This window comes from Rhodopirellula bahusiensis (assembly GCF_002727185.1).
Taxonomy (GTDB): Bacteria; Planctomycetota; Planctomycetia; order Pirellulales; family Pirellulaceae; genus Rhodopirellula; species Rhodopirellula bahusiensis.
Window position 1 is genome coordinate 53,662 of sequence record NZ_NIZW01000031.1, and the last position, 19,693, is coordinate 73,354.

At 56.6% G+C, this 19,693-nt stretch carries 15 protein-coding genes; 4 read left to right on the forward strand and 11 right to left on the reverse strand.

The genetic code is table 11. From position 1 onward, the window contains the following. Positions 1-99 precede the first annotated feature (99 nt). Positions 100-1,383 carry a PQQ-dependent sugar dehydrogenase gene (locus tag CEE69_RS27385; RefSeq protein WP_099263751.1) on the forward strand — a complete coding sequence of 428 codons (1,284 nt, stop codon included), beginning with the start codon at positions 100-102 and terminating at the stop codon, positions 1,381-1,383. 74 nt (positions 1,384-1,457) lie between these two features. On the opposite strand, the gene CEE69_RS27390 is transcribed toward CEE69_RS27385, so the two are convergent. Continuing rightward, the gene (locus CEE69_RS27390; RefSeq protein ID WP_099263752.1) at positions 1,458-2,804 is read right to left on the reverse strand and encodes a PQQ-binding-like beta-propeller repeat protein; all 1,347 of its coding nucleotides are present in this window, start codon (positions 2,802-2,804) and stop codon (positions 1,458-1,460) included. A gap of 356 nt (positions 2,805-3,160) precedes the next feature. Here CEE69_RS27390 and CEE69_RS27400 point away from each other — a divergent pair, with 356 nt between their 5' ends. Together CEE69_RS27400 and CEE69_RS27405 are read left to right on the forward strand one after the other, a co-directional pair. Further along, complete coding sequence (locus tag CEE69_RS27400) at positions 3,161-3,817, forward strand: sigma-70 family RNA polymerase sigma factor (RefSeq protein ID WP_099263754.1); 657 nt, start codon at positions 3,161-3,163, stop codon at positions 3,815-3,817. After that, positions 3,802-6,102 carry a serine/threonine-protein kinase gene (locus CEE69_RS27405; RefSeq protein WP_099263755.1) on the forward strand — a complete coding sequence of 767 codons (2,301 nt, stop codon included), beginning with the start codon at positions 3,802-3,804 and terminating at the stop codon, positions 6,100-6,102. Before CEE69_RS27400 ends, CEE69_RS27405 begins: the two co-directional genes overlap by 16 nt. A gap of 18 nt (positions 6,103-6,120) precedes the next feature. Here CEE69_RS27405 and CEE69_RS27410 read toward each other — a convergent pair whose 3' ends face one another. The 7 genes from CEE69_RS27410 to dnaN all read right to left on the reverse strand — a co-directional run bounded on the left by CEE69_RS27410 (position 6,121) and on the right by dnaN (position 14,299). Further along, the gene (locus tag CEE69_RS27410; protein ID WP_099263770.1) at positions 6,121-7,527 is read right to left on the reverse strand and encodes a sulfatase family protein; all 1,407 of its coding nucleotides are present in this window, start codon (positions 7,525-7,527) and stop codon (positions 6,121-6,123) included. After that, the gene (locus tag CEE69_RS27415; protein WP_233215700.1) at positions 7,524-8,978 is read right to left on the reverse strand and encodes a sulfatase family protein; all 1,455 of its coding nucleotides are present in this window, start codon (positions 8,976-8,978) and stop codon (positions 7,524-7,526) included. The genes CEE69_RS27410 and CEE69_RS27415 overlap by 4 nt, the downstream gene beginning before the upstream one ends. A 331-nt stretch (positions 8,979-9,309) precedes the next feature. Then, on the reverse strand, positions 9,310-10,089 hold the full coding sequence (gene trpC, locus CEE69_RS27420) for an indole-3-glycerol phosphate synthase TrpC (protein ID WP_099263756.1): 780 nt from the start codon (positions 10,087-10,089) through the stop codon (positions 9,310-9,312). Positions 10,090-10,107: 18 nt separating this feature from the next. Further along, positions 10,108-11,679: a bifunctional phosphoribosylaminoimidazolecarboxamide formyltransferase/IMP cyclohydrolase gene (purH, locus tag CEE69_RS27425; protein WP_199169965.1), complete on the reverse strand. Its 1,572-nt coding sequence runs from the start codon at positions 11,677-11,679 to the stop codon at positions 10,108-10,110. 114 nt (positions 11,680-11,793) lie between these two features. Then, positions 11,794-12,582 (reverse strand): imidazole glycerol phosphate synthase subunit HisF, encoded by a 789-nt coding sequence (gene hisF / locus CEE69_RS27430; RefSeq protein ID WP_099263757.1) that lies wholly within the window; start codon positions 12,580-12,582, stop codon positions 11,794-11,796. A gap of 191 nt (positions 12,583-12,773) precedes the next feature. After that, on the reverse strand, positions 12,774-13,184 hold the full coding sequence (locus tag CEE69_RS27435; RefSeq protein ID WP_008666428.1) for a DUF721 domain-containing protein: 411 nt from the start codon (positions 13,182-13,184) through the stop codon (positions 12,774-12,776). Then, positions 13,181-14,299: a DNA polymerase III subunit beta gene (gene dnaN, locus CEE69_RS27440; RefSeq protein WP_099263758.1), complete on the reverse strand. Its 1,119-nt coding sequence runs from the start codon at positions 14,297-14,299 to the stop codon at positions 13,181-13,183. Before dnaN ends, CEE69_RS27435 begins: the two co-directional genes overlap by 4 nt. A 504-nt stretch (positions 14,300-14,803) precedes the next feature. Between dnaN and cutA the strand changes: the two genes are divergently transcribed. After that, entirely contained in the window at positions 14,804-15,184 is a 381-nt protein-coding gene (gene cutA / locus CEE69_RS27445) for a divalent-cation tolerance protein CutA (RefSeq protein ID WP_099263759.1), read from the forward strand. Positions 15,185-15,652: 468 nt separating this feature from the next. Here the strand turns inward: cutA and CEE69_RS27455 are convergent, their stop codons facing one another. The 3 genes from CEE69_RS27455 to CEE69_RS27465 are packed head-to-tail and all read right to left on the reverse strand — an operon-like array spanning position 15,653 to position 18,836. Continuing rightward, positions 15,653-17,344, reverse strand: coding sequence for a kelch repeat-containing protein (locus CEE69_RS27455; protein WP_099263760.1), 1,692 nt, complete (start codon positions 17,342-17,344; stop codon positions 15,653-15,655). A gap of 59 nt (positions 17,345-17,403) precedes the next feature. Then, positions 17,404-17,850: a hypothetical protein gene (locus CEE69_RS27460; RefSeq protein ID WP_233215701.1), complete on the reverse strand. Its 447-nt coding sequence runs from the start codon at positions 17,848-17,850 to the stop codon at positions 17,404-17,406. Continuing rightward, positions 17,847-18,836 (reverse strand): DUF1559 family PulG-like putative transporter, encoded by a 990-nt coding sequence (locus CEE69_RS27465; RefSeq protein WP_099263761.1) that lies wholly within the window; start codon positions 18,834-18,836, stop codon positions 17,847-17,849. The genes CEE69_RS27460 and CEE69_RS27465 overlap by 4 nt, the downstream gene beginning before the upstream one ends. Between the last annotated feature and the right edge of the window lie 857 nt (positions 18,837-19,693).

Sequence of the window (19,693 nt, forward strand, 5' to 3'; positions counted from 1 at the left end):
CGGTCTGACACAATCAATTGATCAAGGACGCTCGTCATTTGACGAGCGTTTTTTTTGCTATCCCCACCTAACCATATTTGTCCCCCGAAGGTTCTTGCTATGAAGAAGACTTGGATTCATCAGCTGTTGCTCAGTGGAGCCGCGACGGCTTGCTTGGCCACGCCGCCCGCGATCGCGGAATCACCTGACGCTGTTGCCACCTCACCGAAGCTACCTTCGTCCACGATCAACTTGGCCGCGCCTCCTTCGTCGCTCGACGTCTCGCCGATGCCGATCGAAGTTGTCGAAGCCTACCCCAACCTTCGCATCAGTCGTCCCGTGATCATCACCGGTGCGGGCGATGGAAGCGGACGCGTGTTCGTCGCCAGCCAAACCGGCGAAGTGTACGCCTTTGACGAAAACGACAGCGAGATCTCCGAGCCGGATCTGTTCGGCGACTTCAGCGAACTGGTCACCTACAAGGACAACGAAAACGAAGAAGGCTTTTTGGGATTGGCGTTCCATCCCAAGTTCAAAGACAACGGCCTCTTCTATGCCTACTACACCACCTCGGACAAGCCACACGTTTCAGTCTTGGTCGAGTTCGGTACCGTCGAAGGCAGCAACAATCAAAAGGGCGATCCATCGACCGCTCGTGAACTGATGCGGATCGAACAACCATTTTGGAATCACAACGGTGGTACCGTCGCATTTGGACCCGATGGTTACCTGTACATCGCATTGGGCGACGGCGGCAAAGCCAACGATCCGCTGCAATCAGCACAAGACCCGAGTCAGTTGCTTGGTTCGATCATGCGGATCGATGTCGACAAACGCGATGGTGACAAAGCTTACGGCATTCCCGAAGACAATCCCTACGTCGGCAAGTCGGATGCTCAACCAGAGATCTACGCGACCGGCATTCGCAATATCTGGCGTATGGCGTTTGATCCCAAGACTGATTTCCTGTGGGCGGCTGACGTTGGCCAAAACGAATGGGAAGAAATCAATCTGATCCGTCGTGGTGGGAACTACGGTTGGAGCCTGCGGGAAGCCAACCACAAGTTCACGCTAAACGGAAACGGTTCGGACGCTCGTCCCGATTTGATCGATCCTTTGGTCGAATATCCCCACACGGATGACTGGGGAAAATCGGTCACCGGCGGAGCCGTCTATCGCGGAACTCAAACACCGATGCTCGATGGTTACTACCTTTATGGCGACTATGTCAGCGGAAAGGTTTGGGCGTTGAAATACGATGCCGACACATCGACTGTCACCGAGAACCGACCTGTGTCAGCAACTGGATTGCCAGTCTTCACGTTTGGTCAAACAGATTCGGGCGAAGTCCTGGTGAGCACCATGATGGCCGGTGGACGAATCTACAAATTCGTCGCCAAGTGAACCACTGAAGTTTGCAAACAATGCAACCTCCTCCGAACAAACGATTAGTTCGGAGGAGGAACATTGGCTCGGAATCAGCGAGCGATATCAAACGCAAAGATCAAGTTTTGATCGCGGATGAACAACGTCTGATCGGCCACCACAGGGTGAGCCCAAATGGCACCACGATCGCGAGGCAGATCCGTTTCGCGTGGGATGGTGAGCATCCCCAGCGGTGACCAACGTTCCGCATTGGGTTCTACCAGAACCACGGTGCCATCACCGTCGTTGTAGCAATACAACCGGCCGTCAGCAAAACAGATTGAACCGCTTTTGTTCCGGCCCACTTTCTCACGCCACAACGTGTCGCCGGATTCGATGTCCTGAGCCATCCAAACGCCACCGTCGACCTTTGACATGCCGTAGATGGTTCCGTCCACGGCCACGACGCCGCCATGATGGTTTCTCATCGTCTTTCCATCCAAGTGGTAGACCTGCTCGGCGTTGATTCCGGAGCTCGCAGAAGTCAACTTCAGCAACACGTTGCCGGAACCATAGTCGCTGGTGTGATAGATCAGATCACCGAGAATCAACGGCGTTGGGATGGTCGCTACATCGTTCCCCGAAAGCGAGTTCTCAAACAACTTGTCACCTGACTCGCAATCGAACGCAACCACACCAATGTTGCTCGCGGTGACGTAGTAGTTCGTTCCGCCGAGTGACCCTTTCATGACTGAAACGTAGTGGGCCGGTGCATCGACTCCCTTGGATTGCCAAAGCAACTTACCGGTGCGTCGATTCAAAGCGATCATGTAGTTGCTGCCGCCAGGTTGCACAACGACTCGGTCGCCGTCGATCAACACCGACTCGCTGTATCCCCATTTTGGAATGCGGCCACCATACTCCGCGACCAAGTCCACTGACCAAAGCTTTTTGCCGTCTTGAAGCCGCAGAGCCGAAAGCACTCCTACGTCGGAAAGCACGAAGACTTGATTTCCATCGATGGTTGGAGTGCCGCGTGGTCCGCCGCCCCAACCGGTGTTGTAGTCGTCGTCGGTGCCGGCTCGTGAAATTGGAACTTGCCAAATCGATTGTCCTGATTTGGCGTCAACGCAAATCGCATAGCAGGTTTGCTCGTCCGATCCCATCGAGAACAGTTTGCCATCGACGATTGCCGTGCTGCTGTACCCACGTCCGGCGGTGGAGAAGGTCCATTTCAGCTTGGGGCCGCCTTCGGGCCAGCTTTGAAGCAAACTCTGTTCGGCTGCCTTGCCGTCTCGAGCGGGGCCACGCCACTGAGCCCAATCGGCGTCGCCCGCCATCAAGTTCGTCCCCAGCAAAGTTGTGCCGAGCATCAAAGAAGTGGCTGCAATTCGTTTTACCTTTGCCAAGATCGGCCGAGCAGATTCGAATGAGGGCAGGATACGAAGTCGACGAAGCATGGTGGCTCGTTCCGTAGTGGTGTGAAGGCGGGGAAGTTCGGAACTTTTGGTCGAGTTCCGTCTGGGCACTTTAGCAAACCACCTCAGGCGATCCAAGCAAGCCGTTCGAGGGCGTGGGGGCTTTCTCACCAATCGATCACCCGTGAAGCTTTCGGTCGCAAACCAAGGTTTGAGAAGAAGTTAAGAAGTTTGCTGAATTTCGAGACAAAGCTGAAAATCGAACCCAGTCACGATCCGAAAACGACATGATTGACCGTAGGACTACGATCTTTCACCTATCCCAAGCAGGCGGGCGATCAACCAGGCGGTGAAACTGGACTAAACTGACAGACACCGTTTTTGCTGAGAGATTTCTGTTGAACCCATCGCCATCCCAATCGACGTCTTCGGACACCACGACCGCTTTGGTGATCGCTTCCAAAGGAGGCGACAACGAAGCGTTGGGTCGATTGATGCTGCGCTATCGAGGGTACTTGCTGATGTTGGCGCATCGTTACCTCAGCGATCAACTTCGTCGACGCATCGATCCAGCTGACTTGGTACAAGTCACGTTTTTGGAAGCCAAACGCGACCTGCATGCCTTTCGAGGCGAATCGGCAGGTGAGTTTGCAGGCTGGCTGCGGGGCATGCTGAAAAACAATGTTGCCTCCGCCGTCGCTCACCATGTGATGACGCAGAAGCGTTCAACCAAAAAAGAAGTGCACGCCGGAGGAGCCGGCGGCGATGGCAGTCAGCCGGACAATTGGATCGCACAAATGCCCGGTGCGAAGACCAGCCCGAGCGGCGTTGCAGTTCGACAAGAGGTTGTGAGCGCCATGATGCAGGCGCTGCATGAGTTGCCCGAAACTCAGGCCGAGGCCATTCGACTGCGTTACATGGAAGGCTTGTCGCTGAAAGAGATCGTCGACCGGATGGGGAAGAGTGAGACCGCGGTCGCCGGCTTGCTCAAACGTGGCTTGAAAAAGCTTCGGACGATTCTGGACACCGGCAGCAGTCCTTGGTGGAAGACCTGATGGCCCAATCCAACGAAGACGACTTGGATGAGATCTTCGCTTTGTACCTGTCCGCTTGCGACACAGGAGAACTGACTTCACGAGATGACTTTCTAAATCAGCATCCCGAACATGCTGACCAACTTCGGGAATTGATGGACGCCGCCGATTTGATCGGCACGTTTTCAATGGCCGGATCGGCTTCGGATGAGTCGTCGCAACCTTGGACGGGACCGATCACGCTGCCGCCCAATCGCAGCGACAACGATGAAGATCCGCGTTTGGCATCGACGGCCAGCCAAATCGATGTGCAAACGGACATGGCGGACACCATTGGGATCGGCTCCGCGTTGTCGGCCGACGCGCTGGGTGAGCATTCCAACGTGGATCCCAATTTGACGCTGCCGATGGCCAATCGCTCGCAAGGCGATTCGGGACCATCGTTGCCGTATGATCTGGGTGACTATCAGCTGCTGAAGGTGTTGGGCGTCGGTGGGATGGGGGTCGTCTATCTTGCCAAGCAGCGTGATTTGGATCGCTTGGTGGCAGTGAAGATGATCCGCAGCGGCATGCTGGCTGGCCAAGACGAAGTCAAACGCTTCTACACCGAAGCCAAGGCGGCCGCAAAACTCAAACACCCCAACATCGTCGCGGTTCACCAATTTGGGCGACGAGCCGGTCACCACTTTTTCTCGATGCAATACGTCGAAGGCGAAGACCTGCAAAAGGTGCTCGCAAAAGGCCCGTTGCCTTCCCGCCGCGCGGCCGAGATCGTTCGCGACGTGGCTCAAGCCATCCATCACGCTCACAGCCGCGGTGTCCTGCACCGCGACCTCAAGCCAGGCAACGTCCTGATCGATCCATCGGGTCAAGTTCACGTGACTGACTTCGGTCTGGCCAAACACACCGACGCTGACAGCAGCGTGACCGGCAGCGGCGCCGCGGTTGGAACGCCGCACTACATGGCACCGGAACAAGCACTCGGACACAGCGATCGAGTGACGCATCACAGCGACATTTACTCGCTCGGTGCGATCCTGTTTGCAACTATCACATCGCGACCGCCGATCGTCGGCGACACGGTGATGCAAACCTTGTTGAAAGTCGCTCATCAGCCGCCGCCAGCACTGCGATCAGTGAACCCAGAAGCGGACTCTGATCTGGAAGTCATCGTCGCGAAGTGCTTGGAGAAGCAACCCAAAGATCGCTACAAGACCGCCAAGAACTTGGCCGACGACCTGAATCGGTTTTTGTGCGGTCAAACCATCCACGCTCGTTCGCGAAGTCGAGCTCGCAAAGTCATTGATTGGTTCGGGCAAGTTCCCGTGGTCGCGGCAGTCACGGGGCGTCAAACGTCCGGCACTCCGATTGGACAACGCCGTTTTCAAAACGGAATTCTGTCAGCAACGCTCGTGCTTCCACTGTTGTTGTTGGGCGGATTGGTGTGGCAACAACGAGCCAACAACGCGATGCCCACGCGAATCCGGATCGCGGGTGGTTTGCCCGGCGGTCTCTACAATCGCGTCTCCGAACAGTTGTCGAAAACGTTGCAGTCGCGAACGTCGGTTCCATGCGAAGTCGTTCCAACCAACGGCACGTGGGACAATCGTGAACGCTTGCTGGCGGGCAAGTTTGAGTTGGCTCCGATCCAAGCCACCGCGGTCAACGGTGAAACACTTCGAGTGGTGGCGCCTCTGTTCTACGAAGCGGTTCACGTGCTGATTCGTGACGACAGTGAGATCGATTCGGTAGAAGACCTGTCCGGACAACGCATCGCGGTGGGTCCCCATGGAAGCGGTTCACGTCGAGCGGCTGAGATGGTGCTCGAATCGCTCGCCTTGTCTGAATCCGTGTCGCCTCGCGTCGAAATGCCATGGGACACTCTGCAAGAGACGAATCCAGAGGTTTCCACGGAAGCAGCGATCATCTGCATCGGCGTCGGCAGCGATCTGGTGACCCGAATGTTGACCGAGCATCACTGGCATCTGCTGCCGTTGCCCGATGGAGTTTCGATCGCACTGCAACATCCAACGCTTCATGCGATGACGATCACCGCGGATGCCTATTCCGGATCAAGCATTCCTCCGGCCGGAGTTCACACGGTCGGAACCACCGCGTTTTTGGTCTGCCGAGATTCGGCTCCCGACCCACTGATCGAAAGCACCTTGCATTCGCTTTATGAAGAACCATCGATCGCCGGATTGATCCCCGCACGCCAAGCGGCCGAATGGCAAGGCCTCGCCTTCCACCGAATCTCTCGCCGCTACTACGACGACCTGGAAGCCGCCGCAGCGAACTCCCAGTGAAAAAGCCGCATTCAAAGCTTAGCCAGTCTTTGCTTTCTTCTTCGCTCGTTTGGGTTGGCCTCGTTTCATGTGGTTGAGGGCGTCCATCTCGGTGGCTTGTCCTTTGTCACCGCAGTGTTGCATCCACTGGTCCAGTTCATTTCGCAATGATTGCATGGTTGCTTGATGAGCCGGATCGTCAGCGAGATTGTTCATCTCCAAGGGGTCCTTCGCTAGATCGTAGAACTCGATCTCAGGACGCTGCGTGTATCGTTTGACCAGTTCGATCGCTTTCTCATCGCCCGCCTTGGCTTCGCGTCGCCAACTGACAAATTCCTTGGAGTTCGTGCAGGCATTCTCGAACGTCACTTCGGGCGTGAAGTTCCAGATGTACTTGTAGCGATCCGATCGCACGCTTCGGATGCCATAGTATTCAGAACCGTTGTTGATTCCCCTCGTCGTCATTTCGCCGAACACAAAGTCTTTGTGGGTCGGCCTGCCAGCGAACACTGGCAGCAAACTCTTGCCATCCAACTTAGCTGCGGATTCGGACGATAGATCTCCGCCGGCCACTTCGATCCAGGTCGGCAGGAAATCGATGTATTCGATCATCGCGTTGTTGGTCGATCCTGCTGTGACATGTCCCGGCCAACGAACGATGCACCCGGATTGCAGGCCACTGTCGTAGCACGTCCATTTCGCGAATGGCATCGAGTTGCCTTGTTCGCTGACCACGATCAGCATCGTGTTCTCGGCCACGTTGTATTGGTCCAACAAGTCAATGGCTTGTCCGACTTGAGAATCGAAGTAGGTGATCTCGGCCAAGTAACGTGACATCCCATCGCGAGTTTCGGGCGTGTCCAGAATGTAGGGTGGCAACTCCAGAGTTTCGGGATCGTACTGAGTGGCATCGCCCTTGTTCCAAGGGGTATGCGGTTCGTTCGAACACAAGAACAAACAGAACGGTTGTTCGGTTTCGGAGCATCCTTTTACAAACTCTTCCACCGCCTCAAAGTCAGGGTTGGATTTGCCCGGCAACTGCTCCCAACTAAACACGGATGGCGGAGCGATGTGCCGTTTTCCACTCTGTGCAACCTGGTAACCCAGCGGTTGCAGGAACTGAACCACGCTTTCAGTTCCATCCGGAACGAAAGTGTGATTCGGATAGGCACCTGATTTTACGGGATACTGGCCACAGTAAATGCTGTGCCGGGTCGGCGAGCACATCGCAACGGATTGAAAACAACGCGTGAACCGCATGCCTTCTTCTGCCAGTGCATCGATCCGTGGCGTGTCAGCTTGACCGCCATAGCAGCCAAGGTCGCGAAAGGTGCAATCGTCCGCAATCACGAATACTAAATTGGGTTGTTCATTCGCGAACATTGCGTTTGGCAAAAAGGTCAACGCAATGACAGCGATGGAAACCGCGAGCAAAAATCGATTCATGAGTTTGCCTTCGTTCGCCAAACGGGACGGGCATTGGATGTGATTTCTTCGTTCAGCTCTTCCATTCGAGCACGCATTTTCTCCGCTCGTTCAGGATCCTGTTTGACAAGGTTGTTTTGCTCACCAATGTCTTCCGACAGATGGAAGAGAAAGACCTGCGGTTCTGGAGCCGGTCCCTTCGCATTCTTTCCGCGACGAGGAACCTTTCGAAGATACTTCCAATCACCCATGCGAATCCCTTCCAGTGCACCATGAGCCGAATAGAAAACGAATTCTTCTCGCGATGATTCATCAGACGTGAAGGTGGAAGTCAGATCCACCCCGTCGATCTTTCGATCGTTCTCCAGCGGCACGCCGGTCACCGAAGCGATGGTCGGAAGCAGGTCCATGTTGGTTGCGAAGGCATTGCTCGATGTCCCGGCAGGAATGCGTCCCGGTGCCCACATGATGCAAGGCACCCGCTGGCCTCCTTCAAACGTGGTTCCTTTGCCCGCTCGCAGGGGACCCGCACTGCCGCCATGGTTTTTGAATTGCAACCACGGTCCGTTGTCGCTGGTGTAAACAATCAGCGTCTTTTCCGACAGACCAAGGTCACGAACGGTCTGAATCAGACGACCGACTTCGGTGTCGATGTGTTCGATCACGCACTTGTATGCATTCTGTGGATCGGGATCGTAAACATCCTCGGGCACATACAAAGGAATGTGTGGCATTGAGTGAGGCAAATACAAGAAAAACGGTTTGTCTTGATTTGCTTCGACAAACTCAATGGCTCGATCCGTGTACCGACGCGTGATGGTTCTTTGATCGACGGGCACTTCGATGATCTCTTCGTCTTGCACCAGCGGTGTATTCCAAAAAGTGACCGCGGAGGATTGGTCCTTCCACCGTTCATCGGACGGCAATTTGCCAATTCGTTTGTTGTCGGGGTGATTCATATCGTTGGAATAAGGAATCCCGTAGTAAGAATCAAAACCGTTCGACGTCGGCAACGTCTCCTTGTGGTGACCCAGATGCCATTTGCCGACGCAAGCGGTGGCGTAGCCCGCGGTCTTCAAATGGTCTGCGATGGTGACCTCTTCCGGATGCAGCCCGTAGTTGCTTTGAGGGAACAGGACATGCTTGTGCAATCCGACTCGTTTGGGATAGCAACCCGTCAGCAACGCCGCTCGCGAAGGCGAACACACCGAGCACGCTGAGTAGAAACTGGTGTAGCGACGTCCTTCACTGGCCAAGCGATCGATGTTCGGCGTCTTGATGTTGGGCGAACCAAAGCAACCCAAATCGTTGTAGCCCTGATCGTCGGTGAAGATCACGATGACGTTGGGTTTCTCGGATGTTTCGGTCGACTCTGCAGCAAAGCTGGGGCGACCGAGCAGTGCGAGAAACCCCGCGAGGCCGAGCACAATGGATTGGCAGCGAGGAATCGGGAAAGCGCTTCTGGATGACATGAACTCGCCTTGCAAAGGAGGGGGGACGGTTCCTGCCAGGCGAAGGAACCGGTGGGCTGCGGTCCATCATAGCCACTGCTGCCAGACGAAGCAGCAAAGGATGGTGCCTTCAGACCACACATCCACGACGGCCCCCTCCGGGGCGTCGATTCAATGAGTGAGGTAGCGGAACTCGCCAAGAGTTTCGGCCTGCACCGTTATTCGCCGAAAGTCTTGGCGACTTCCGCTACGGCCAGATGCGTCAGTAATAAAATCGACATCCTCCGGGGCGAATGCGCGTGAATAGCGCCGAGAGAGCCCCGAGACCCACCCGCCTTGATCCACGACCTCCTCAGCTGGCGAGCAACGCTTTGGTCGCGATCGTGATGTTGGGCTGACGCATCAGTGATTCGCCAACCAAGATGGCTTTGACGCCGCCAGCTTTCAGCATTGCGACGTCATCCGAAGTTCGGATGCCGCTCTCACCAACCACCAATCGATCCGACGGAATGTCGGCGGCCAAGCGGATGCAATGTTGCAGATCGGTTTCGAAAGTTCGCAGGTCTCGGTTGTTGATTCCAACCAAACGGGTCTTGGTTGCCAGAACCGGAACCAGGTTCTCGGGTTCGTAAAGTTCGATCAGCGTTTGCAGTCCCAACTCGGAGGCTTGCTCATCCATCTCGATCAATTGCTGAGGCGAGAGACATTCGGCGATTAACAATACGGCGTCGGCACCGGCGACGCGGGCCTGCAGCAGTTGATAGGGATCGACGATGAAGTCCTTCCGAAGGATCGGCAAATCGACTGCCGAGCGAACGGCGCGAAGAAAGTCCAATGACCCTTGAAAGAATGGTTCGTCGGTCAGCACGCTGATGCAAGCGGCTCCTCCGTCTTCGTACGACTTGGCGATTGTCGGTGGGTCAAAGTCTTCGCGAATCAGTCCGGCGGAGGGACTGGCTCGTTTGACTTCGGCGATCAAGCGAACTTGATCGGTTGCCGCGAGCGAACCGTGAAAGTCGCGACACGCGGGAAGATCCTTCGCCGCCGCGACGAGTTCCGCGGCGGGCACGGAAGCTTGATCACGCGCGATGACTTGGCGAGTTTTTACCAGGATGTCGTCGAGAATCGTCATCGCAATACTACCGGTCAATCAGTGTTTGAAGTGACGACGACCAGTGAAGACCATCGCGATCTCGTGTTCATCACAAGCAGCGATCACTTCGTCATCACGACGTGAGCCACCGGGTTGAATGATTGCCAGCACGCCCGCTTTCGCAGCCGCTTCGATCGAATCGGGGAAGGGGAAGAACGCATCGGACGCGAGAATCGATCCTTCGGAACGCTCCGCGGCTTTCTTGATCGAGATCTCGACGCTGTCGACGCGGCTCATTTGGCCGGCACCAACACCGATCAACGACGTGTCTTTGGCCAACACGATCGCATTGCTCTTCACGTGACGAACCATTTCCCAACCAAAGGAGATGTCGTCCCACAGGTCATCGTCGACGGGCGTTTCCGTGACGGTGTTCCACTGCAATGGCGAGCTGACCATGCGGTCGGCGTCTTGCACCAACATGCCGCCGCTGATGAATCGGCGTGCGACTTTGCGAGCGGGTTCGTCCAGGCGACCGACTTGCATCAACCGAACGTTGTCTTTCCAACGTGGTTTGGTCGTCAGCAGTCCAACCGCGCCGGCTTCGAAGTCCGGTGCCACGATAGCTTCGATGAACAGGCCGGGCTGGCACAAGTATTCCGCGGTTGCTTCGTCGAGCGTTCGGTTCATTCCGATGACGGAACCAAAGGCAGACAACGGATCACCCGCCATGGCTTTGTCGACCGCATCGGACAGAGTGTCGCCGGTCGCCGCACCACAAGGGTTGTTGTGCTTGATGACCGAGACCGCTGGTTCGGCAAAACCGCGAGCGATGTCGAGAGCGGCATCAAGATCCAGCAGGTTGTTGTAAGACAACTCCTTGCCGCTGATTTGACGAGCGGAAACCAAGTTCGCGGTTCGATCCATCGAATCGGAATACAACGCAGCGCGTTGGTGAGGGTTCTCACCGTATCGCAGTTGGGTTTTGCGTCGCAGCGACACGTGCATGGTGGCGGGGAATTCGCCTCCGACGGAATCGCCTTGCATGTAATCGGCGATGGCTCGGTCGTAACCGGCGGTGTGATCAAAGGCTTCAGCGGCGAGCTGGGTGCGAAGCTCGTCGGTTGTTCCGCCTTGAGTTTCCAACTGGTCAAGTATTTCGCTGTACTGCTCGGGGCTGGTCGCGATCGCGACATTACCGTAGTTTTTTGCAGCAGCTCGGACCAAGCTGGGTCCACCGATGTCGATCTGTTCGATGCATTCGCCGCGGGTGGCACCAGGGCGGCTGACCGTTGCCGCGAAAGGGTACAAGTTCACGACGACCAAATCGAATGGCTCAATGTCATGATCGGCAATCGTGTCCATGTGCTCGTCGACGTCGCGGCGAGCCAAGATGCCAGCGAAGATTCGCGGGTGAAGCGTTTTGACGCGACCATCGAGCATTTCCGGGAAACCGGTGTACTCGGCAACATCTTCGACCTCGATACCGGATTGTTCCAAATGGGCTCGAGTCCCACCGGTGCTGTAGATCGTGACTCCAGCGGCGGACAATCCGGCGGCAAAATCTGCCAGCCCCATCTTGTCGCTGACACTGATCAATGCGTTACGGACGGGGACCACATCAGACACGGTAAACGACTCGGTTCAAGAAAACGGTTGAAAGCCCCAAAGCAGCTTCCGGCAACTCAAACCGCCATGTTCCTTCCCACTGCCAAGACGGTCAAGGCACCGTCGACGTTCCGGTCATGTGGCAAAAGGTTCCGCAGGCATCCGAACCGGAATCCCAGCCTCGGCCATATGTTGCTTGGTCTGCCCGATTGGGTGGGTTCCAAAGTGGAAAATGCTGGCCGCCAGAACCGCGTCGGCCTTGCCGTCTCGAATGGCCTCGACGAGGTGATCCGGGTTCCCGGCACCGCCGCTGGCAACGACTGGGATCCTGACCGCTTCGCTGACCGCGCGTGTGATCGGGATGTCGTATCCGTCGCACGTACCGTCGGCGTCCATGCTGGTCAGCACGATCTCGCCGGCCCCCAGCTCCTCGACTCGTTTGGCCCATTCGACCGCCTGCAGCCCGGTCGGTTTGCGACCCCCATTGATGTGCACCTCCCAAAACTCTTCGCCGTCTTTCTGAACTCGTTTGGGATCGATGTTCACCACGATGCACTGACGCCCGAATCGATCGGCGGCTTGGCGGATGAAATCGGGGTTGGTCACGGCTGCCGAATTGATGGACACCTTGTCGCAACCGGCCGACAACAAAGCTCGCACGTCCTCGACCGTTCGCACTCCGCCGCCAACGGTCAGCGGCATGAAGACCTGTTCAGCGGTGCGGCGAACGACGTCCAGCAAGATCGCTCGTTCTTCGTGGCTGGCCGTGATGTCCAAGAACACCAGTTCGTCGGCGCCTTCGGCTTCGTAACGCCGAGCCACTTCGACCGGGTCACCGGCATCTCGCAGGTTCACAAAGTTGGTGCCTTTGACGACGCGTCCGCCATGGACATCGAGGCAGGGAATGACGCGAGCGGAAAGCATGGGGGAATCCAAAGAAGATGGCGGACGAGCAGGGCGGTGCTATCAACGTACCCAATCGGATTTCGAAAACGCAAGGATGTCAGCCGGTCGAGGTTCCTGCCGATCAAGACAGGTCGCTGCTCCTTGCCGCCGTTGAACGCTGCCTTGCTGACACTGCGGGTTGTGTTTGGTGAGACAACCCAAACCTCGGACTACTCCGCCTGGACCTTGAAACGCAGGTCCTGAATCTTGGCTTGCGGGTGTTCCTTGGCCAGCTTTTTCAAGATGCGACGTTTTTGGAACGTCAGCTCCTGCATCACGACGCTGTCGACCGCGTAGATCATCAGCACGCCGCGTTGCAGTTTGCCGACTCGAAACGAAGAAGCGATCGATGCATCGACGGCCGATTTGATGGTCCCCGTCAAAGCTGACTCGGCACCGACGGAAGCGTATCCGCGTCGGCTCATCAACTGAGAGATCAGACTGCCGATCTTCCGCGGGCCGCCAGATTTCTCTTCGACCAGTTTGGGCGGAAGGCGCTTTGAAGAATTCGCCCCGCGACCTGATTCACCGCGACTGGATCCACCGCCGGATGGTTTGGGCGGCTGCCCCATGGCGATCACCGATCACGAGCCATGGGCATGATGACGTAAGCGTACCCGTCGTCGGTCTGCAGCAGAGCGGGTGACTTCGCCGATTCGATTTCCATCACGACGGTCGATTCGTTGTCCATCACTTTGCAGAAATCGGCCAGGTAGCGATGGTCCATCGTCAGCGTGATCGACTCGCCGTCGTAGGCGATTGGCAACTCGATTTGTGATTCACCCAGGTCCGCGGTCTTGGCTTCCAACTTCAACGTGCCGTCGGCGAAAGTGAAGTCGACTCCGCGGCTGTCCAAGTCCGTCACGATGGCGGCTTGGCGAAGGGCAGCGAACAGGGGCCCGACGACCACATCGATCTGAATCGCGTTTTCGCGTTGGGGCAAAACCTGACGCCAGTTCGGGTAGCGACCTTCGACCAACCGGCTGCTGATGACCGCCCGTGGTGTCCGGATCAACAGGTCATTTCCGCGGGAGGCGACCTCGACGAAATCGTCCTTTTCGCTGAGAGCTCGTTCGATCAAACCGATCGCTCGCGTTGGCACGATGGTAGTCATGCCGCTGGTCGCGTGACCGCCGACCGATTCACCGGTGCCTTCCATTCGAGCCAATCGCCGACCGTCGGTTCCCACCGCAATGACGGAGCTTTCTTCCATCTCCAGCAGCACCCCGCCGAGGGCATAACGGCTGCTTTCAGAGTCAGTCGCGAAAACGGTCCGGCGGAGCATTTCGCGAAAAGTGCGAGTGCTGATTTGGTGGTACTTCGACTCGTCGAATTCGTGGACGCTGGGGAATTCATCGGGGTTGTTCCCGGGCAAGCGAAACTTGCTCCGGCTGCCCGAGATTTTGATACCCGCTTCGTCGGTTTCGATCGTGATCGTTTCGTCGTTGCTCTCTCTCAAAATCGGCCCGGTTCGAGCGACTGGCAGCAGAGCTGTGCCTTCGGTTTCGACCTCGATTCCCTCGGTCACATCCAACCGAATTCCGACCTCTTGGTCGGTCGCCATCAGCGTGATCTTGTCGCCCGCGGCGGTCACTTTGACGTTCTGCAAAATCTCCTTCGGCGATCGGCTCGGAGCAATCGATGCAGCGAGGACGAAAGCGTTGGCGAGGATGTCTCGTTGGCAGGTGATCTTCATCGGAGCGATTGAAAAAAGAGACAGGGCAGGAACGCCGACAACCGCCGGCCGAGCCCCACATGCTTCGCGGCAAACACGTTGCTCAGGGCGGTCCAAGTTGTAACGCGATCACTTCGAGTTGGCATCCCCTGAAGGCTCCGCGGAAGAGCCCGATGCGAACTCGGCTCGAAACCGGATCTGACCTCGAGCGGTTCTTCCAAGGATCTTTGCTATCAATAAGTACTAATTTATTTACCGTCGTCGTCGTAATGCGTGGACGACGAGTGTCTGAAAGCGATGTTTGAAACTCAATCGAACACGTGAATCACGATAAAAAAGCGTTGTTAACCGCTGTGGATAACCTGTCGTTTGAATGTCTGGAATCTGTCTGAAGTTTGACCGACTTCGAACACACCCAGACAGTGGCTTGCCAATGGCTGTCAAAAGTCAGACATTTTCAGACAGACTTCAGACAGTGAAATGACGAGTTATCCACAGGTGTTTGAGGGGTGAAAACGAGGGTTCATGAGCACCAAAAAAGAATTTGAAAACGACCCAGAAAAGCCAGTTTCAGGGACGTCCCAAGAGCCTCGTCTGACCGTTTTGTGGTCGACGGTCCAATCAGCGGAACAGGCGGAGGCGATCGCCAAAGGGTTGTTGCAGGAGCGTTTGGCAGCATGCGTGCAGATCGATTCGCCGATCATCAGCCACTACGTTTGGGAGGGGCAGACCTGTTCAGAAAAAGAGTTCCGAGTGGTCATCAAAACCACGACCGAGCGGACCGACGAAGTGATCGATTGGCTGGCCCAGAACCATCCCTACGACGAACCTCAGATCGTCGTCTTGACGGTCGAGAAAGCCTCCCCGGGCTACGCTCGATGGGTCGCCGAATCGACGTCGGAGTAGTTGCTGGTTGGCTCCGCTCAATGGCCCCTTGCCTCTGACCAATGGATGGAGGCTCGCTGAAGAAGTCGTTCGTTCGGGTGGAACTGAACGGCGACGTTGATGCACCAAAAACGCCCTCTCGGGCTCTCGAGGTAATGCAGTTTTCTGCATTGGCGTACCTCTCCCGAAACGAAGTTTGGGGAGAGGTCGAGCGACGCCGTTCAGGCGTACGCGAGGGTGAGGGCCGAGCATGGGAAGCGGCGCTCACTCCCCTCCCCGGAATTCTCGCTGAACGCTCGCATTCCGACCCTCCCCAACTCCGTTCAGGAGGGTGACTTCAACCTTGCGAGCACGGCACTTCAAAACTGCACGACCGCTGCGCGGGCGGGGTTCTCAAGACGCTACAGACACGGCACTTGAAAACTGCACGATCTCTCTTGGTGGAGGGCTGCAAGGCTAGCGTGAATGAGCCGAACTTAGCCGCTCAGGTCACTTCGAATCGCCGATCCGAATGGCATCGATCGAGGAGAACTTGCCTTCCTGCATGTTGGCTCCACCCAGCATCACCAAACGGTCGTCGGCGGTCGGCAGCATGCGGTGAAAGAACCGGGCCGGTTCGACTTGTGCGACCGTTTCCCAGGCCTCCCCATCGCCGGCCAATCGGTGAACAAAACCATCCAGAGTGGTGACGTACAGACGGTCGCCAGCGGCGAAAGCGGAGGAACCAAAACCGGCCATTCCGGACCCGGGCAGGGCGGGGCCGAGCGACCAAGTTTTGGACGATGGATCGTAAACATCGACTCGAGTCGTTGGGCCGCCTTCGGACCGCATGCCACCAACCACGAACAGTTTGCCGTCATGAGCAGCGACGCTGATGGCTCGTCGTTGAAACGGTGGCGTCGCGATGGGTTGCCACTTTGAATCGGGATTGCTCAGATCCAGTGACCAGGCGGTTTGGTGCCAGGTGCTGTCTTCGCTTTCGCCATTCAGGCTCCAACCGCCGAAGACATAAACGGTGTCTCCGAGAACCGCTGCGTCCAGAGAGGATCGGCCTTCGGGCAGGGCGGGAAGGTCGGTCCAGGATTTTGTTTTGGGATCGAAACTGGCGACGGCCGGTTGCGATTGCAAGTCGTGCTCTTCGCCGATGTCGTTGACTGCAGTGAAGCCACCAATCCGAACCAAACGGTCTCCGTGAGCGACCAAAGCCAACCCTTGCAGACGAGGTCCGGTGGCAACCGTTTCCCATTTGGCGTCGGCGTCGGTGGTGTCCAGAGCCCACAGGCGATTGGATTGTTCTTCGGTCGAATACGAGTGGGCGCTGCCGGTGTGTCCGCCGTAGGCGTAGATCGTTCCGTTCACAAACGCGGCACCGAAACTGGTCAGTTCCTCCGGCAGATCCGCCAGGCCCGACGGCTCGATCGACACGTTGCTGTCCGAGATCACCGTGGGCGACTCGCTTTGCTTTTTGGGCTGAGCTGCGTCCGATGAGATTCGGAACGATGCGGTCAGGTAGTCAGCGGTGCTGGAGTACGCTTCGCCGCCGAGTTCCCCTTTGGCGTTTTTGTCGGTGATGCCAGCCATGACCGAGTTGAGTCCGGGCTCGATGATGTCCGACGAAAACGACACGCGGCCGTTGCTGTTGGTTGTCTCCGTTCCGGCTTCGTGGCCATCTTCGCAGAACAGCTTCACGTCGGTTTCGGGCAAAGGCTTTCCGTCACGAAGCAATTGAACTTCGATGTCGCCGTTCTTGGCAGAGGTGATCACCGTTTGCAAAGCAGCGCCGGTTCGTGGATCGCTGGGCCAAGCTTTGGGTTCAGTTTGCGGCAGGTGTTCGACGTGATAGGTCAGCTTCATGCCGTGGTACAGACCGTAGGTGACCGAACCAGCGATCTCGTCGCCGTTGGGAATCGGTTGTGGACTTTGGATGCCAACCAAGTCATCGGATTCAACCGGTTTCATCTCGATGGCAGTGCCAGCAGTCTTCGCGTTGGTGCTGTGCAGTTCGATTTTCTGAACCGCTTCGGGCATCGGATAAGTCCGATCGTCCGTCGATTCGCCGAACCACATGACCGCGTGGCCTTTGGAATCGGATCCCAGCCACGGGAAGTGAGCCGAAGCGGTGGAGGTTCCGCCGAGAAACAGAGCCACGGCAAGCAGTTGTCGCTTCTTTGAAATTTTCATGGTGATTGGATTTGGTGAAGGAGTTGATTTGTCAAATTCAGAAGTCAGTACTCACGTACTCAACGTGTGGTCAATTCAAACGTCAGCGGATGGATGTTGGCCGCGTCGATGGTTGCTTTGAGCTGACCGGTGCTTTGATAGCGGGCCGGAATCGATCGAGACTTCAGTGGATCTCGATCGCCGTTTTGCATGGCCGCCACCGCTTCATTCATTTCAGGTTCCAAGGGAGTGACGATCACGTGATGTTCACCCGGTGAGGGACCGTTGGTCGAATCAAAAGCAAACCGTCCCTCTGAAATTATGGTAACGCTGTCGTGAAGCTCTGGTTCGCTTTTCATTGGTACAAACCGAATCATCGCACTGGGCAACGGTTTCCCGCGAAGAGTGACTTGCCCTGAAACAGCAACATGTTCCGCATCAGGTGAGTCAGAGCAGCCCAACGGCAACATTGCCATCAGGGAGACCGCAAGCAAACGCGGGCCATTCCATTGAGAGGGACGACTCACGGGGCTTCCTCAACCACTTCTTTGCCGTTGCGAGTGGCCAAAGCGTTCAACAATTCGCGATCGAGAAACTCGGACGTGAACCGCACGCTGCCGTCACCAAACAAGAAGTACACACCGCCTTCGTGCATGCTTTGGAACCCGCCGTTGTTGGCAGCGTTGTGGACGTTGAGCTCTTTCTGGCTGGTACCGAGTGAAACCTTCGGGTAGCCGAGTACCCAACGAGCGGTTCCCCACTTCACAGTTCCCGCAACACTGGCGGGACTGGTCCACAAGTAGTCGGCCATGTCATACGTCGTTTCGCCATAGGCGATGGTGTTGCTGCTGCCATCGATCAAATCACGAAAGCCGGTGGCCGGATTGTTGTATCCATAGGCGGCCCAGTTCAAACCAAACATGCCGTCGGCTTGCGTCATGTAAGACGCGGTCCCTTCACAAGCGAGATAGCTGGAAGGTCCACCGGTTTCGTTCAGGTCAGCATCCGGAACCGTTCGAGGCAAAACCATCGATGGGCACAGATACGTCGCGATCGTTTGTGCGGCGACTTCTTGGTTGATGGGATCGGAGTACGAACGGCTGAAATCAAATTGTTGGTAGGTGTTGGCTTCTTCCAAAAACGGCAGAGCAGCGGTCAAAGGGCCTAAGAAGTTACTCAGCCGCGAACCTTCGGGAAACTTTTGGAAGGTGCCGTGGTAGTTGTGAAGAGCCAATCCGATCTGCTTCATGTTGTTACTGCAGCTCATCCGGCGAGCCGCGGCGCGGGCGGATTGCACAGCCGGCAACAACAACCCGACCAAGACGCCGATGATGGCGATCACCACCAACAGTTCGACCAGTGTGAATGCTCGGCGATAGCGACGAAGCGTGGTCGATGGGGCCGAAGTCGGTAGCGGCGACTCGGACGATGCAGCAGAAAGATTTGCGAAAGCGGAAATGCGGGCGCAGGGGCGCACAGAAACAGGCATGGTTTTCTCCAGCCAGGAAGTCACAGAACGGGAAACGTCCCGGGTGCGGGACGGATCGAGCGTGGCTGGCTAGAGAGCAAAAAGCTCGTCGCTTGCTGCGTCGTCGATGCTGATATTGCGAATCAGTCGCATTAATTATGCTCGTTCTAACGGTTGTTGCAACCGTGGTTGAGGAGAAAACTAGCTTGAATACTCCTGTAGAAGGGTTTATTGATGTAGTGGCAGCCCACTTGGGTGGTTATTTAGTTTGGGCGGCGACGGTGCTGCATTCATGCACGACCCCAGTTCAGGGGGGTTCTGCGAGTGGTTCAGTGCAGGGTGCTTGGTCCCCGGAGGCCGCCTCCTGGAGGCAGTTTGACCCGGAGTCCCGAAGCGGTACGAGTCGTAAGTCGTTAAATATAAATCATTTATCGTCGAAAACCCGACGGGGAGGTCGAGCCAGGCGGTGCAGTTTTCCGATACCACTTTTCAGCAGATTTCCACATGGCGTAGCTCTCCCGGACCGAAGTTGGGGGAGAGGGTGAGCGACGCCGTTCAGGCGTACGCGAGGGTGAGTACCGGGCATGGGATCTTGCACACAACCTTTCCCGGCGTGTGGATGTTGCCTCTCATGGAAATCCGATGCGTCAGCGAGGATTGAGTCAAGTGCGTTCCCTCGCTGACGCGTTTTGAAGTTGCGCTTTTGCATTCGGTTTTGTTGGCCAACGGCCAACATCAACCCACACGTTTTGAATTGAATTTGGCCGTTGGCCAAAATGGGGCCGTGTTTTTCTGCTCCAGGGGCGATGCCCTTGTCTTTACCCACAACTTTTCGATCTGGTTTGCTCCGCCAGACGCATTCCGTCAAGTAGTAGGGTGAGTTCTCGATAACCTCGCCAGAT